General features: G+C 58.8%; 14 protein-coding genes. 6 read left to right on the top strand and 8 right to left on the bottom strand.

Annotated features, from left to right (window positions below; translation table 11 throughout):
- Nucleotides 1-9 precede the first annotated feature (9 nt).
- On the top strand, nt 10-324 hold the full coding sequence (locus tag LOY43_RS00070) for a tetratricopeptide repeat protein (RefSeq protein WP_095049572.1): 315 nt from the start codon (nt 10-12) through the stop codon (nt 322-324).
- Nucleotide 325: 1 nt separating this feature from the next.
- On the opposite strand, the gene LOY43_RS00065 is transcribed toward LOY43_RS00070, so the two are convergent.
- The 3 genes from LOY43_RS00065 to tag all read right to left on the bottom strand — a co-directional run bounded on the left by LOY43_RS00065 (nt 326) and on the right by tag (nt 2,124).
- Nucleotides 326-565 (bottom strand): PilZ domain-containing protein, encoded by a 240-nt coding sequence (locus tag LOY43_RS00065; protein WP_095049573.1) that lies wholly within the window; start codon nt 563-565, stop codon nt 326-328.
- A gap of 73 nt (nt 566-638) precedes the next feature.
- Nucleotides 639-1,526 carry a lysophospholipid acyltransferase gene (locus tag LOY43_RS00060; RefSeq protein WP_095049574.1) on the bottom strand — a complete coding sequence of 296 codons (888 nt, stop codon included), beginning with the start codon at nt 1,524-1,526 and terminating at the stop codon, nt 639-641.
- Nucleotides 1,527-1,566: 40 nt separating this feature from the next.
- Nucleotides 1,567-2,124, bottom strand: a complete 558-nt coding sequence (gene tag, locus LOY43_RS00055) for a DNA-3-methyladenine glycosylase I (RefSeq protein ID WP_220557226.1) — start codon at nt 2,122-2,124, stop codon at nt 1,567-1,569.
- A gap of 81 nt (nt 2,125-2,205) precedes the next feature.
- On the opposite strand from tag, the gene glyQ reads away from it, so the two are divergent.
- From glyQ to LOY43_RS00035, 4 genes are all read left to right on the top strand, one after another.
- Entirely contained in the window at nt 2,206-3,159 is a 954-nt protein-coding gene (glyQ, locus tag LOY43_RS00050) for a glycine--tRNA ligase subunit alpha (protein WP_003187265.1), read from the top strand.
- On the top strand, nt 3,156-5,210 hold the full coding sequence (gene glyS, locus LOY43_RS00045; protein ID WP_095049576.1) for a glycine--tRNA ligase subunit beta: 2,055 nt from the start codon (nt 3,156-3,158) through the stop codon (nt 5,208-5,210). The genes glyQ and glyS overlap by 4 nt, the downstream gene beginning before the upstream one ends.
- Nucleotides 5,211-5,214: 4 nt before the next feature.
- The gene (gene gmhB / locus LOY43_RS00040) at nt 5,215-5,754 is read left to right on the top strand and encodes a D-glycero-beta-D-manno-heptose 1,7-bisphosphate 7-phosphatase (RefSeq protein WP_176471260.1); all 540 of its coding nucleotides are present in this window, start codon (nt 5,215-5,217) and stop codon (nt 5,752-5,754) included.
- 83 nt (nt 5,755-5,837) lie between these two features.
- Nucleotides 5,838-6,617, top strand: coding sequence for a 1-acyl-sn-glycerol-3-phosphate acyltransferase (locus LOY43_RS00035; protein ID WP_095049578.1), 780 nt, complete (start codon nt 5,838-5,840; stop codon nt 6,615-6,617).
- Nucleotides 6,618-6,786: 169 nt separating this feature from the next.
- Here the strand turns inward: LOY43_RS00035 and LOY43_RS00030 are convergent, their stop codons facing one another.
- The gene (locus LOY43_RS00030; RefSeq protein ID WP_258709032.1) at nt 6,787-8,319 is read right to left on the bottom strand and encodes an ATP-binding protein; all 1,533 of its coding nucleotides are present in this window, start codon (nt 8,317-8,319) and stop codon (nt 6,787-6,789) included.
- Nucleotides 8,320-8,488: 169 nt separating this feature from the next.
- On the opposite strand from LOY43_RS00030, the gene LOY43_RS00025 reads away from it, so the two are divergent.
- Nucleotides 8,489-9,208 carry a response regulator transcription factor gene (locus LOY43_RS00025; RefSeq protein WP_034152192.1) on the top strand — a complete coding sequence of 240 codons (720 nt, stop codon included), beginning with the start codon at nt 8,489-8,491 and terminating at the stop codon, nt 9,206-9,208.
- Between the two features lie 133 nt (nt 9,209-9,341).
- On the opposite strand, the gene gyrB is transcribed toward LOY43_RS00025, so the two are convergent.
- From gyrB to dnaA, 4 genes are read right to left on the bottom strand one after another with little or no spacing between them, the layout of a single operon-like run.
- The gene (gyrB, locus tag LOY43_RS00020; RefSeq protein ID WP_093429549.1) at nt 9,342-11,759 is read right to left on the bottom strand and encodes a DNA topoisomerase (ATP-hydrolyzing) subunit B; all 2,418 of its coding nucleotides are present in this window, start codon (nt 11,757-11,759) and stop codon (nt 9,342-9,344) included.
- Nucleotides 11,760-11,764: 5 nt separating this feature from the next.
- Nucleotides 11,765-12,868 carry a DNA replication/repair protein RecF gene (recF, locus tag LOY43_RS00015; RefSeq protein WP_258709031.1) on the bottom strand — a complete coding sequence of 368 codons (1,104 nt, stop codon included), beginning with the start codon at nt 12,866-12,868 and terminating at the stop codon, nt 11,765-11,767.
- A 14-nt stretch (nt 12,869-12,882) separates the two neighbouring features.
- Complete coding sequence (gene dnaN / locus LOY43_RS00010; RefSeq protein WP_007911887.1) at nt 12,883-13,986, bottom strand: DNA polymerase III subunit beta; 1,104 nt, start codon at nt 13,984-13,986, stop codon at nt 12,883-12,885.
- Nucleotides 13,987-14,025: 39 nt separating this feature from the next.
- Nucleotides 14,026-15,561, bottom strand: coding sequence for a chromosomal replication initiator protein DnaA (dnaA, locus tag LOY43_RS00005; RefSeq protein WP_258709030.1), 1,536 nt, complete (start codon nt 15,559-15,561; stop codon nt 14,026-14,028).

Here is a 15,561-nt window from a genome sequence, read left to right as displayed (position 1 = left end):
GTGCAAAAAATGCTCGAATCCCTGGAAAAAATGCTCGCCAAGGGTGTGGATAACTCCCTGCTGCGCTTCGGCCTGGGAAAGGGTTATCTGGATCTGGGTGAAAACGCCAAGGCCGCCGAGCACTTCCAGCGATGTGTTGGTTTCGATCCGAAGTATTCGGCGGCATGGAAACTGTTAGGCAAGGCGCATCTGGCGCTGGGCGATCACGCCGCCGCACGTCTGGCGTGGGAACACGGTCTGGAAGCGGCTCGCGCCCATGGCGACAAGCAGGCCGAGAAGGAAATGACTGTGTTTCTGAAGAAGCTTGATCGTCAGGCGCTATAAGTCAAAGGTAGCGAAGACCGATACCATCGGCATCTACCGTCACCACTTCCATCCGCACCCGCGGCGCGCCTGTGGGTAAACCCTGCACCTCGCCGTAAACCACTGCGCCTTTGGGCAAAGAAGCCAAAACCGGATGCTGCACAAACACCCCGGTAGGCGACAGGTTGCGCGTCTGCCCGAGGCATTCGCCAAAGCTGTCGTGGGTAATCTTGATGCGGAAGGATTTGCGTTGTTCGGACATCTTGTTGCGCCCTTTGATGAACGGTTGTGGATAACCTCGCTAGTGAGGTTATCCACAGATCATGCCAATCAGCTCAGTACCAGCGCTCTTCGCCCGGCGGGCGTTTCTTGAAGCGCTTCATGCTCCACATGTACTGACTCGGGTACGCGGCGACGTAACGCTCGACGACTTTACTCATCGCGGCGCAGGATTCGGCGGTATCGGTGCTGTACATGGCTTCTGGTGCGGCTTCGAGGATCACTTTGTAGCCAGAACCGTCGGGCAGGCGCAGCGCATGCAGGAATACACCGACCGCTTTACCGCCCGCCAGCATGTTCGGCACGAATTTGCTGGTCAGCGCCTGGGTGGCGAAGAACGGCACGAAGATCCCGGCGGATTCGGCCGGTTCCGGGTCAGCAGGAATGCCCACTGCACCACCTTTGCGCACTTCCTTGATCACACTGAGGATGCCTTCCTTGGTGGAAGCAGCGACTTTGTTGCCCAGTTGCACGCGCTGTTTGCGCAATAACTCATCCACAGCCTTGAGCTTCGGCGGACGGTAGAAAATGATCGGTTTGCACTGGCTGCAATAGAAGTGATTGAGCACTTCCCAATTGCCTAAATGGCTGGTGATGCCGACCACGCCTTTGCCCGAGGCCAAGGCATCCTTGAGGATGTCGAGGCCTTCAACTTCACGCACCAGGTCGATCGAGCGCTGCGCCGGCCAGATCCACGCGCAGGCGCTTTCGGTCAGCGACTTGCCGATGTCTTTCAGGCTTTGGCCGACCAGACGTTCACGTTCGGCGGCATCCATCTGTGGAAAACATTTCGCAAGGTTGATCCGCACCACTTCGCGGGAACGGTTGGGGGTTTTCCACATGATCCAGCCGATCGCCGAACCTACGGCCTGCACGGCCCGCCATGGCAGCAGGGCAAACAGCCGCAGAGCGCCTACCAGCAAGGCGCCTTTAAACTTTTCCACAGGTCACTCCTGATCTTGTGCGGTGCGCGAGGCGGCCATTCTAACCGCCGTTGACGAGCTGCGCGTAGCGGTCGCAATCCTGAGTGTGATCCATGACCATGCCCGAGGCCTGCATCAGTGCGTAGCAAATGGTTGGGCCGACGAACGTGAACCCGGCCTTTTTCAGGCCTTTGCTCATGGCAACGGCTTCGGGGGTGATCGCCGGGACTTCGCTGCGATCCCTGAAATGATTGATGAGCGGTCGATCACCGACGAACGACCAGAGAAACGCCACCGGGTCCTCCAAGGCCAGCCAGGCCTGGGCATTACGCCGGGCGGCGTTGAGTTTCAGGCGGTTGCGGATGATCCCAGGATCGAGCATCAATTCGTCGATTTCGGCGTCGCTCATCTGCGCCACGCGCTGTACGTCGAAGCCGAACAACACCTCGCGATAACGCTCGCGCTTGCGCAACACGGTGATCCAGGACAGCCCGGCCTGGAACCCTTCGAGCAAAAGCAACTCGAACAAACCCTGCGCATCGCGTAGCGGCGTGCCCCACTCCTGATCGTGATAAGCCATGTACAGCGGATCTTCGGTACACCAAAAGCAGCGTGGCATAAGGCTCCAGGGGGTGGAGGTGCGACTGAATCGGGTATACTCCCGCTCTTTAAATCGCAGCCCAAGAAACAGGTGAATTTCGTGAGCCAGCCTACGCCAGCCGTGCGTACCTTCCAAGACTTGATCCTCGCGCTCCAGCAATACTGGGCCGAGCAAGGTTGCGTGGTACTTCAGCCCTACGATATGGAAGTAGGCGCCGGCACTTTCCACACCGCGACCTTCCTCCGCGCCATCGGCCCGGAAACCTGGAACGCCGCCTACGTACAGCCAAGCCGCCGTCCGACTGACGGCCGTTACGGCGAAAACCCGAACCGTCTGCAGCACTACTATCAGTTCCAGGTCGTCCTGAAACCGAACCCGGACAATTTCCAGGAACTGTATCTGGGCTCGCTCAAGCATGTTGGCCTGGACCCGCTGGTCCACGACATTCGCTTCGTCGAAGACAACTGGGAATCGCCGACTCTCGGCGCCTGGGGTCTGGGCTGGGAAGTCTGGCTCAACGGCATGGAAGTGACTCAGTTCACTTACTTCCAGCAGGCGGGCGGCATCGAGTGCTACCCGGTGACCGGCGAGATCACTTACGGTCTCGAGCGTCTGGCCATGTACCTGCAAGGCGTGGATTCGGTCTACGACCTGGTCTGGGCTGACGGCCCGTTCGGCAAAGTGACCTACGGCGACGTGTTCCACCAGAACGAAGTGGAGCAGTCCACTTACAACTTCGAACACGCCAACGTCGACAAGCTGTTCGAACTGTTCGACTTCTATGAAAGCGAAGCCAAGCGCCTGATCGAACTCGACCAGCCCCTGCCGTTGCCGAGCTACGAAATGGTGCTGAAGGCGTCGCACACCTTCAACCTGCTGGATGCGCGCCGGGCGATCTCGGTGACCGCGCGTCAGCAATACATTCTGCGCGTACGCACCCTGGCGCGTTCCGTTGCGCAAGCCTACCTGCTGGCACGCGCCAAGCTGGGCTTCCCGATGGCGACCCCGGACCTGCGTGACGAAGTACTGGCCAAGCTGGAGGCTGCACAATGAGTGCGCAAGATTTTCTGGTTGAACTGGGCACCGAAGAACTGCCACCGAAAGCCCTGAACACCTTGGCTGAGGCGTTCCTCGCCGGTATCGACAAGGGCCTGCAAGCCGCTGGCCTGAGCTACGAGACTAAAACCGTCTACGCCGCACCGCGTCGTCTGGCTGTGCTGATCACCGCGCTGGCTACCCAGCAACCGGATCGCAGCATCAACCTCGACGGCCCGCCACGTCAGGCGGCGTTTGACGCTGACGGCAACCCGACTCAAGCTGCATTGGGTTTCGCCAAGAAGTGCGGCGTCGATCTGAGCGAAATCGATCAGAGCGGCCCGAAACTGCGTTACAGCCAGAGCATCGCCGGCAAGCCGACCGCGAGCCTGCTGCCGACCATCGTCGAAGATTCGCTGAACGACCTGCCAATCCCGAAACGCATGCGTTGGGGTGCGCGCAAGGAAGAGTTCGTGCGTCCGACCCAATGGCTGGTGATGCTGCTCGGTGACCAGGTCATCGACTGCACCATCCTCGCGCAGAAGGCTGGCCGTGATTCCCGTGGTCACCGTTTCCATCACCCGCAAAGCGTGCGCATCGGTTCGCCGTCGAGCTACCTCGCCGACCTGCGTGCCGCTTATGTATTGGCCGACGCCAACGAGCGTCGCGAGATCATCAGCAAGCGCACCGAAGAGCTGGCCACCCGTCAGGAAGGCACGGCCATCGTGCCGCCAGCGCTGCTCGACGAAGTGACCGCGCTGGTTGAATGGCCGGTGCCGCTGGTGTGCTCGTTCGAGGAACGTTTCCTCGACGTACCGCAAGAAGCGCTGATCACCACCATGCAGGACAACCAGAAGTACTTCTGCCTGCTGGATGCCGACGGCAAGTTGCTGCCACGTTTCATCACTGTGGCCAACATCGAAAGCAAAGACCCGCAACAGATCATCGCCGGTAACGAGAAAGTGGTTCGTCCACGCCTGACCGACGCCGAGTTCTTCTTCAAGCAAGACAAGAAGCAGAAACTCGAAGCCTTCAATGATCGCCTGAAGAACGTGGTGTTCCAGGAAAAACTCGGCAGCGTCTACGACAAGGCCGAGCGCGTTTCCAAACTGGCTGCGTACATCGCCGCACGCATCGGTGGCAACGCCTCGTGGGCTGCCCGTGCAGGCCTGCTGTCGAAGTGCGACCTGGCGACTGAAATGGTCGGCGAGTTCCCGGAGATGCAAGGTGTCGCCGGTTACTACTACGCACTGAATGACGGCGAGCCGGAAGACGTCGCGCTGGCGCTCAACGAGCAGTACATGCCACGCGGTGCCGGTGCGGAACTGCCAGCCACCCTGACCGGTGCAGCCGTCGCGATCGCTGACAAGCTCGACACCCTGGTCGGTATCTTCGGTATTGGCATGCTGCCAACCGGCAGCAAAGACCCGTATGCCCTGCGCCGTGCGGCCCTCGGTGTGCTGCGCATCCTGATCGAGAAAAAACTCGATCTGGACCTGAACGACGCCGTGGCTTTCGCCGTGACTGCGTTCGGCGCCAAGGTCAAGGCTGCCGGCCTCAACGAAGCCGTGCTGGAGTTCATCTTCGATCGTCTGCGTGCACGTTACGAAGACGAAGGCGTCGATGTTGCCACTTACCTGTCGGTGCGTGCCCTGAAGCCGGGTTCGGCGCTGGACTTCGACCAGCGTGTGCAAGCAGTGCAAGCCTTCCGCAAACTGCCGGAAGCAGCAGCGCTGGCGGCGGTGAACAAGCGTGTGTCGAACCTGTTGAGCAAACTCGAAGGCGCGGTACCGACCGAGGTGCAAGCCAAGTACTTCGACAACGCCAACGAGTTCTCGCTGTACTCGGCGATCCAGCAAGCGGATCAAGCGGTGCAGCCAATGGCGGCAGCGCGTCAGTACAACGAATCGCTGGCACGCTTGGCGGCATTGCGTGAGCCCGTCGATGCGTTCTTCGACGCGGTGATGGTCAATGCCGACGACGCCAATGTGCGGGCCAACCGTTACGCGCTGCTGGCGCGTCTGCGTGGTCTGTTCCTCGGTGTTGCCGACATTTCGCTGCTGGGTTGAGGGATTGCTGTTGAAACTGCTGATTCTCGATCGGGACGGAGTGATCAATTACGACTCCGACGCTTACATCAAGTCGGTAGAGGAGTGGATTCCGCTGCCCGGCTCGATCGAAGCGATTGCGCAGTTGAGCAAGGCCGGCTGGACGGTGGCGGTCGCCACCAACCAGTCGGGCATTGCTCGCGGCTACTACGACCTCGCCACCCTCGATGCCATGCACGCGCGACTGCGTACGCTCGTGGCGGAGCAGGGCGGTGAAGTCGGGCTGATCGTGTATTGCCCGCATGGGCCGGACGAAGGCTGCGATTGCCGCAAGCCGAAACCGGGGATGTTGAAAACCATCGCCGCGCATTACGACGTCGAACTGAACAATGTCTGGTTCGTCGGCGACAGCCTTGGTGACCTGGAGGCCGCCAAAGCCGTCGATTCACAGCCAGTTTTGGTAAAGACCGGAAAAGGCGCAAAGACTCAGGGCAAAACCCTGCCGGTTGGCACTCTGATTTTTGACGATCTGGCGGCGATTGCCGCAGAACTTATCCACAACTAGAGTACTTCTGAAGTTCCTGACCAGGGATTGATCGGGAGTGCGCTTGAACATTCGGGCATTGCCCCGTAACGGTAAACGTCACTATGTCGATACTGCGGGCCATCAGGATTTTTCTCTTTTACCTGCTGCTGGGCACCACCTCCCTGCTGTGGTGCAGCTTGAGTTTCTTTATCGCGCCATTTTTGCCGTTCAAGGCGCGCTATCGTTTTATCAACGTGTACTGGTGCCGCTGTGCCTTGTGGTTGACCAAGGTGTTCCTCGGTATCCGTTACGAAATCAAAGGCGCGGAAAACGTACCTGATCGGCCCTGCGTGATTCAGTCGAACCACCAGAGCACTTGGGAGACGTTCTTTCTCTCCGCTTATTTCTCGCCGCTGAGCCAGGTGCTCAAGCGCGAATTGCTTTATGTGCCGTTCTTCGGCTGGGCGATGGCCATGTTGCGGCCGATCGCGATTGACCGCGACAACCCGAAAGCCGCGCTGAAACAAGTCGCAGCGAAGGGTGATGAACTGCTCAAGGACAACGTTTGGGTGCTGATCTTCCCTGAAGGTACACGCGTTCCTTACGGCACTGTCGGCAAGTTCTCCCGCAGTGGTAGCGCTTTGGCAGTGAATGCGGCGCTTCCGGTCCTGCCGATTGCACACAATGCCGGCAAATTCTGGCCGAAAATCGGCTGGGGCAAGAAGTCTGGGGTGATCACCGTGGTCATCGGTGAGCCGATGTATGCCGAAGGCACAGGGCCTCGCGCCATTGCTCATCTGAACGACCGCGTACAAGCGTGGAACGAGAAGACTCAACGGGAAATGGGCTCACTGCCACCTGCTCCGCAGGCACCGGCTGCAAATGATCAGATCGCTGTCTGAGATTTTGTGGATAACCTGTGTACGGTTTTGTTGAAAAAGCCTGAATATTGAAATTAAGTTATTGATTTACTTATATATTTCTCAAGCTCATAAAACACCGTAAAAGGTGCATAAGTTTTTTTCGGAAGTAAAAAAACCGGCTGATATAGCCGGTTTTTTTTGTGCCTGATCATTCGGGGATCAGCGGTAACTCAAGCAGGAAGGTGGTGCCTTGATCAACCACGCTGCGGCATTCAATTTTGCCGCCGTGATGATCGACTACCGCTTTGACCATCGATAAGCCGAGGCCCACGCCGTCGATGCCCTGTGCGGAAGAAAAACGTCGGTATTGACTGAACAGGTCGGGCAATTCATCAGCGGCGATACCCTTGCCTTGATCCGACAGTTCACAACGTAACCATTCTTCCTGACAGCTCACACGCAGCTGAATAGTGGTGTCTGGCGGACTGTACTTGATGGCATTTTCCAGCAAATTGAACAGTGCACGGGTCAGCAAGCCCTGGTCAGCCGAGATCAGCCGCTCTTGGGACTCATCATCCATGCTGTTGAGCAGCTCGATACGTTTCTGCTGGGCGATGGGCAACGCTTGATCCAGCACGTCCAGCACCAGCATCGCGAACAGCGTCGGTTGAAACTGATAAGCCTCGGATTCGGCCCTCGCCAACAGAACAAATCCATCGGTCAGGTCCAGAGCGCGACGTACCTGGCGTTCGATTTGCTCGAACAACGGTGAATCCGCCCCGGCCTGATGGCGGTGAACGTCCAGCAGCGCAAGAATCGCCGAATGGGGTGCGCGCAGGTCGTGGGACAGAAACCGCAGTAACACGCTGCGTTGCTCCTCGGCGGCACGTTCGGCGCTAAGGTCCGTGAGGCTGAGCAGCCAACCGATCGGCGTGTCTCCATCCACCGGCAGTAAAGCCGCACGCTCCAGCCGCAAGCTGCGTTCCTTGTAATCGCGAAACTCCAGCAGCGGCATGGCCGACAGTGGCGGCCGTTGCTCTGTGGACAACTCCGGATAACCGAGTCGAGCCAGTTGATCGAGAACGTCGTCACCTACCAGATTGTTATCGAAGAGCTGACGAGCTTTGCGATTACCCAGCAGGATCTGCCCTTTGGGATCGCTGATCAGCGTGGCGACGGGCAGGTATTCCAGGCCATCGGCGATGAACCGCCGCGTATCGCGGGTACGGCTCATGGCCTGTTCAAGCGCCATGATCTGGCCCTGCAAGCGATCGGCGCCAGTAAATTGCGAACGACGGCGCTCGGGGAACACCTTCGGTTCACTGTCCAGCCGCGCCAGTTCCCAACCGAAATAGGTCAGCACCACACTAAGGCGCCGCCAGTTCCAGATCAGATAACCGAACAACATGCCCAGCACTGCCGGCGTCGGCGACCACCAATGGCGCATTTCTGCCAGACCCGTACTGGCCAGCAGTGCGCACGCCATGCCGATCAACGTGACCCAAAGCGCCCAGCGCGGGCGCCATAACAGCAGCCCTAGACTGCCTGCCACCCAAACGACCGACAATAATGCGCCCATCGCCGGATGCGCATCGTGCAGGTTGATCTGCGCGCGATAAGACAGCAGCGCAGTCAGCGGCAACAGCACTAGACTTATCCACAACCATTCACGCACCAACTGTCGAAACAGTCGCTGCACCTGACTTGGCTCACGGCTTTCGCGCCGGCGCTGATTATTCATGGGGAAAAAGGGCAGGGCAGGATGAATGCTTTCATAGGTCACAGGTCTGAGACGTAGACTCGAAGAATCATAGCGGACGTCGACCAACGGCGGGCCGCTTACTTTCAAGGTGATGACCAAGCGACTATGGTTGACGCCCAACTGCCCAAGCAACAAGGAACCACCGCGTATGCGCGTTGCGATATTGGACGACGAACCCGCCGAACTGCGCCGGGTCGAGCAAACCCTGCAGCAAATGGCCGATGCCGGCGAACAGCCGTGGTCACTGCACAGCTTCGAGCGTGGCGAAGACCTGTTGCGACAGCTACGCCGGGAAACCTTCGACCTGCTGATCCTCGACTGGCAACTGCCCGACCTCACCGGCCTGGCCCTGCTGCGCTGGACCCGCGAACACATGGAAGCGCCACCGGCGGCGATCATGCTGACCAGCCGCGATGGCGAAAGCGATATCGTCCAGGCGTTGAATGCCGGGGCTGATGATTACGTGAGCAAGCCATTCCGGCCGAATGAACTGAAAGCGCGTGTGGCTGCGGTGTTGCGTCGGCATAGCCAGCAACGTGCGGCGGCGACGGAAGTGCTGAGCTTCAACGACCTGACCTTCGATGACGCCGAACTGACTGTTACCCGCGAGGGAAAACCCATCGTCATGACCGAACGCGAGTATCGACTGGCGCGGTGTCTGTTCAGCAATCTGGGCCGGCCGTTGTCGCGGGATTATCTATATGAGCGGTTTTGGCCGCATGAAGAGATGGCGTCGTCGCGACCGTTGGATACACATATCTACCGGTTGCGGAACAAGCTCGGGCTGACGGCGGATCGAGGGTGGCAGTTGCTGACGATTTATGGGTATGGGTATCGGTTGGAGAGTGTGTCTGCAGCATCCGAGTAAAAGAGCAAAAGATCGCAGCCTACGGCAGCTCCTACACCTATCTCTGTAGGAGCTGCCGTAGGCTGCGATCTTTTGATCTGCCAATAAAAAGGCCAACGCAATGCGTTGGCCTTTTGTTTGACGCAAACCGGGATCAGAAATCCAGGTTCGAAACCGCCAGCGCATTGCTCTCGATGAAGTCACGGCGAGGTTCGACCGCATCACCCATCAGGGTGTTGAAGATCTGGTCTGCGCCAATGGCGTCTTCGATGGTGACTTTCAGCATGCGGCGCACGCTTGGGTCCATGGTGGTTTCCCACAGCTGATCCGGGTTCATTTCGCCCAGACCTTTGTATCGCTGAATGGTGTGGCGCTTAGTGCTTTCCGCCATCAGCCAGTCGAGGGCTTCCTTGAACTCGGTGACTGCCTTCTTGCGCTCGCCACGCTGGATGTACGCGCCGTCGTCGAGCAGGGTGCTCAGTTGAGCGCCAAGGGTGACGACGGTTTTGTAGTCGTTGCTGCCGAAGAAGTCGCGGTTGAAGGTGACGTAGTTCGACAGGCCGTGGGAGATCAGTTCGACCTCCGGCAGCCACACACCACGTTCACGGTCTTCACGCAGGCTGGCCTTGTAGACCAGACCGGACTTCTCGACGGTGCGCAGACGGACTTCGTACTGGGCCAGCCAGTCCTGCATCTTGGCGTGGTCGCCAAGCATTTCCAGGCTCACGGCCGGCAGGTAGATGAAGTGCTCGGTCAGCTCTTGCGGGTACAGGCGCGACAGACGCTTGAGGGTCTTCATCACCATGCGGAAGTCGTTTACCAGACGCTCCAAAGCTTCACCGGAAATGCCCGGGGCCTCTTCGTTCAGGTGCAGGCTCGCATCTTCCAGAGCCGACTGCGTCATGTACTCTTCCATGGCGTCGTCGTCTTTGATGTATTGCTCTTGCTTGCCTTTCTTGACCTTGTACAGCGGCGGCTGGGCGATGTAGATGTAGCCACGCTCGATCAGCTCCGGCAACTGACGGAAGAAGAAGGTCAGCAGCAGGGTACGGATGTGCGAACCGTCGACGTCAGCATCGGTCATGATGATGATGTTGTGATAACGCAGCTTGTCGATGTTGTATTCGTCGCGACCGATGCCGCAGCCCAGTGCGGTGATCAAGGTGCCCACTTCCTGGGAAGAGATCATCTTGTCGAAACGCGCTTTCTCGACGTTGAGGATCTTGCCCTTCAACGGCAGGATCGCCTGGGTCTTGCGGTTACGTCCCTGCTTGGCAGAGCCGCCCGCGGAGTCACCTTCCACGAGATACAGTTCGGACAGCGCCGGGTCTTTTTCCTGGCAGTCAGCGAGCTTGCCCGGCAGACCGGCGATGTCCAGCGCGCCTTTGCGGCGGGTCATCTCACGGGCCTTGCGCGCCGCTTCGCGGGCACGGGCGGCGTCGATCATCTTGCCGACGACCAGCTTGGCTTCGTTCGGGTTTTCCAAGAGGAAGTCGGAGAAGTACTTGCCCATCTCCTGCTCGACCGCAGTCTTCACTTCGGAAGACACCAGTTTGTCTTTGGTCTGCGAGCTGAACTTCGGATCCGGCACTTTTACCGAGATGATCGCGGTCAGGCCTTCACGGGCATCGTCGCCGGTGGTGGCGACTTTGTGCTTCTTCGCCAGACCTTCCTGCTCGATGTAGTTGTTCAGGTTACGCGTCAGAGCGGAACGGAAGCCCACCAGGTGGGTACCGCCGTCGCGCTGCGGAATGTTGTTGGTGAAGCACAACAGGTTCTCGTTGAAGCTGTCGTTCCACTGCAGGGCGATTTCCACGCCGATGCCGTCTTCACGCTGGATGTTGAAGTGGAACACCTGGTTGACCGCAGTCTTGTTGGTGTTCAGGTATTCAACGAACGCACGCAGGCCGCCTTCGTACTTGAACAGCTCTTCCTTGCCGCTGCGCTCATCCTTGAGGACGATGCCGACACCGGAGTTGAGGAAGGACAGTTCACGAATGCGCTTGGCCAGGATGTCCCAGCTGAAGTGAATGTTCTTGAAGGTTTCGCTGGAAGCCTTGAAGTGGATCTGGGTACCGGTGGTTTCGCTGTCGCCAACGATGGCCATCGGAGCCTGAGGTACGCCGTGGACGTAGGTCTGTTCCCAGATCTTGCCGCTGCGGCGAACAGTCAGTACCAGCTCCTCGGACAGTGCGTTCACTACCGACACACCTACACCGTGCAGACCGCCGGATACTTTGTAGGAGTTGTCGTCGAACTTACCGCCAGCGTGGAGGACGGTCATGATGACCTCGGCGGCGGAAACGCCTTCCTCTTTGTGCACGTCTACCGGGATGCCACGGCCGTTGTCTTTAACGGTGATGGACTCATCCGGGTGGATAATGATGCTGATGTCATCGCAATGGCCGGCGAGGGCTTCGTCGATCGAGTTGTCGACCACCTCGAACACCATGTGGTGCAGACCGCTGCCATCGTCGGTGTCACCAATGTACATACCGGGACGTTTGCGTACGGCATCCAGGCCTTTCAGCACTTTAATGCTCGTTGAGTCGTACGTATTTTCTTCGCTCAATGCCTTCACTCCCGATGGTCGTGGGTCTGGGTGATACGGCCCTGTTCCACGTGGAACAGAGCGACTGGCGTTTCCGTCTGCCAGCCTTCCCTCAATAATTCGTGATCTACACAGGTGATAAATACCTGGCAGCGTAAGTCTTCCAGCAAGCGGCACAGCGCGCGACGGTGGCCCTCGTCCAGCTCGGACGGCAAGTCATCCACCAGATAAATACACTGACCACGACGGGCCTGGCTGACCAAATGCCCTTGGGCAATCCGTAGTGCACAGACCACTAACTTCTGCTGACCCCGGGACAAGATGTCCGCGGCGTTGTGAGCGCCCAATCTAAGACGCAAATCAGCCCGTTGCGGTCCGGCCTGGGTATGACCCATTTGCTGATCCCGTTGCACGGATCCAGCCAGTACGGCGCTCAATTCCCGGTCTTTGTCCCAGCCTCGGTAATAGCTGAGCGTCAAACCTTCAAGCTCAACCAGTTCGCTCAAGGTTTGTTCAAAGACTGGTTTCAAGGCTTTGATGTAGGCGCGGCGGTATTCATCGATTTCAGCGCTGGCCTGGCACAGTTCCCTGTCCCAAACCGCTTGCGAAACGGCGTCAAGTGTACCATGTCGCAGCCAAGAGTTTCTCTGGCGCAGGGCCTTCTGCAACCGCTGCCAGGTGGCCATAAAGCGCGGCTCGACGTGGAACACGCCCCAGTCGAGAAACTGTCGACGAATCTTCGGCGCACCTTCAAGCAAGCGGAAGCTGTCGGGGTTGATCAACTGCAGCGGCAGGATCTCCGCCAGTTGCGCAGCACTGCGGGCGTTCTGGCCGTCGATGCGGATCTGGAACTGGCCCTGACGATCGCGCGAGATCCCCAACGCACTGTGCCCACCCTCAGCCAATTCGACCTGACCGAACACGGTGCAGGCGAGTTGCTCGTACTGAATGACAGGTAACAGCCGCGTGCTACGAAACGAACGGGCAAGCCCCAGCAGATGAATGGCTTCCAGAACACTGGTTTTGCCGCTGCCGTTGGCGCCGTAAAGAATGTTGATGCGGGGGGAGGGGGAGAAGGTCACCGGGTGCAGATTGCGCACCGCGGTGACCGAAACACGACTTAAGGACATCCAGGGTCAGCTGATTACAGACGCATCGGCATGACAACGTAAGCCGAATCGTCGTTGTCGGACTCTTGCACCAGTGCACTGCTGTTGGAGTCGGACAGGATCAGACGAACCTGCTCGGTGGTCATCACGCCCAGCACGTCGAGCAAATAGCTCACGTTGAAGCCGATTTCCAGAGAGCCGCCGTTGTATTCAACGCCCACTTCTTCTTCCGCTTCTTCCTGCTCGGGGTTGTTGGCCTGGATCTTCAACTGACCGCTGGCCAGTTGCAGACGGATACCACGGTACTTCTCGTTGGACAGAATCGCGGTACGGCTGAACGCTTCACGCAAGGCCTGGCGATCGCCCAATACCAGCTTGTCGCCGCCCTTTGGCAGAACGCGCTCATAGTCCGGGAACTTGCCGTCAACCAGTTTCGAGGTGAAGGTGAATTCGCCGGTAGTGGCGCGGATGTGATGTTGACCCAGCACGATGCTGACATTGCCGTCCGGCTCGGTGAGCAGACGCGCCAGTTCCAGAATACCTTTGCGCGGCACGATCACCTGATGGCGATCCGGCTGGCCGATATCGGCCTTCATCGAGCACATGGCCAGACGGTGACCGTCGGTGGCCACAGCGCGGATGATGCCTTCGGACACTTCCAGCAGCATGCCGTTGAGGTAATAACGCACGTCCTGCTGGGCCATGGCGAAGCTGGTGCGTTCGATCAGGCGACGCAGTTTGCTTTGTTCAAGACTGCAAGTCAGCGAGCCCGGACCTTCTTCAACGGTCGGGAAATCGTTGGCCGGCAGAGTCGACAGGGTGAAGCGGCTGCGGCCTGCCTTCACCACCAGCTTCTGCTCGTCGACCTTGATGTCGATCAGCGCGTCGTTGGGCAGGCTTTTGCAGATATCCATCAGCTTGCGCGCAGGCACGGTGATGGAACCTGTCTCAGCCGGCTCTTCAAGTTGCACACGACCGACCAGCTCGACCTCGAGGTCGGTACCGGTCAGCGACAGTTGCTGGCCTTCGACAACCAGCAGCACGTTGGAGAGTACCGGCAAGGTCTGTCGGCGCTCGACGACGCCTGCGACCAGTTGCAGGGGTTTCAACAGGGCTTCGCGTTGAATGGTGAAATGCATGGTCTAGTCCCTTGCCTTAATAAGCTGCGCTGGTGTTCATCAAGTGGTCAGTGTACGCAGCAGGTTCTTGTAGTCCTCGCGGATGTCCGCGTCGGATTCCTTAAGTTCGTTGATCTTGCGGCAGGCGTGCAACACCGTGGTGTGGTCGCGGCCGCCGAACACATCGCCGATTTCCGGCAGGCTGTGGTTGGTCAGTTCCTTGGACAAGGCCATGGCGACCTGACGCGGACGAGCCACCGAGCGCGAACGGCGCTTGGACAGCAGATCCGAGATCTTGATCTTGTAGTACTCGGCGACGGTGCGCTGAATGTTATCCACAGAGACCAGTTTGTCCTGCAACGCCAACAAGTCTTTCAGGGATTCGCGAATCAGCTCGATGGTGATGTCGCGGCCCATGAAGTGCGAGTGGGCGATCACGCGTTTCAGCGCACCTTCCAGCTCACGGACGTTGGAGCGAATGCGCTGGGCAATGAAGAACGCGGCGTCATGCGGTAACTCGACTTTGGCCTGGTCGGCCTTCTTCATCAAGATCGCCACGCGGGTTTCCAGTTCCGGCGGCTCGACGGCAACCGTCAGGCCCCAGCCGAAGCGGGATTTGAGGCGTTCTTCAAGGCCTTCGATTTCTTTCGGGTAGCGGTCACTGGTGAGAATGACTTGCTGGCCACCTTCAAGCAGGGCGTTGAAGGTGTGGAAAAACTCTTCCTGCGAGCGCTCTTTGCGGGCGAAGAACTGAATGTCGTCGATCAGCAAAGCATCCACCGAACGGTAGAAACGCTTGAACTCGTTGATCGCGTTCAGTTGCAGCGCCTTGACCATATCGGCCACGAAGCGCTCGGAATGCAGGTACACAACCTTGGCATTCGGGTTCTTCTTTAATAGGTGGTTACCCACCGCGTGCATCAAGTGGGTTTTACCCAGGCCGACGCCACCATAAAGGAACAGCGGGTTGTAACCGTGCTTGGGGTTGTCCGCCACTTGCCAGGCCGCCGCGCGGGCGAGCTGGTTGGATTTACCTTCGACAAAGTTTTCGAAGGTGAAGGTGCGGTTCAGGTAGCTGGTGTGCTTGAGCGCACCTTCTACCTGCACGGTGCGCTGTTCGGCGCGAACCGGGGCTTGCTGCGAAGCGGCACCGGACATCGGATCGAAACTGTCGCGAGACGGTTCATCGCTGACTTCAGGGCTTTTCTGCGTCGAGCGCTTGGCCGTCGGTGCGGGCGTCTGCGTCTGCATCGGTGCCTGCGTACTCACAGGCGTGGCATTTGCCTGGGCCTGCTGGGAAACCTGCGCGGCTGCAAGCGGCGCATTCGGTGCGGCACGCGGAGCGGAACTGCGTTTGCTGCCTATTAATAAGGAAAGCGCCGGCGCCATGCCGTTGCCATGCTCATCCAGCAGTTCAAGGACGCGGCCCAGGTACTTTTCGTTGACCCAGTCCAGCACAAAACGGTTCGGTGCGTAGACGCGCAACTCGTCGCCTTCGGCTTCGACCTGTAGTGGACGGATCCAGGTGTTGAATTGTTGGGCAGGCAGCTCCTCGCGCAAAAGCTCCACGCACTGCTGCCAAAGTTCCACTGACAC

The sequence above is a fragment of the Pseudomonas sp. B21-041 genome (assembly GCF_024748675.1).
Classification (GTDB): domain Bacteria; phylum Pseudomonadota; class Gammaproteobacteria; order Pseudomonadales; family Pseudomonadaceae; genus Aquipseudomonas; species Aquipseudomonas neuropathica.
Note: the sequence above shows the minus strand (reverse complement) of the source record. Positions and strands in the feature narration are given on the sequence as shown.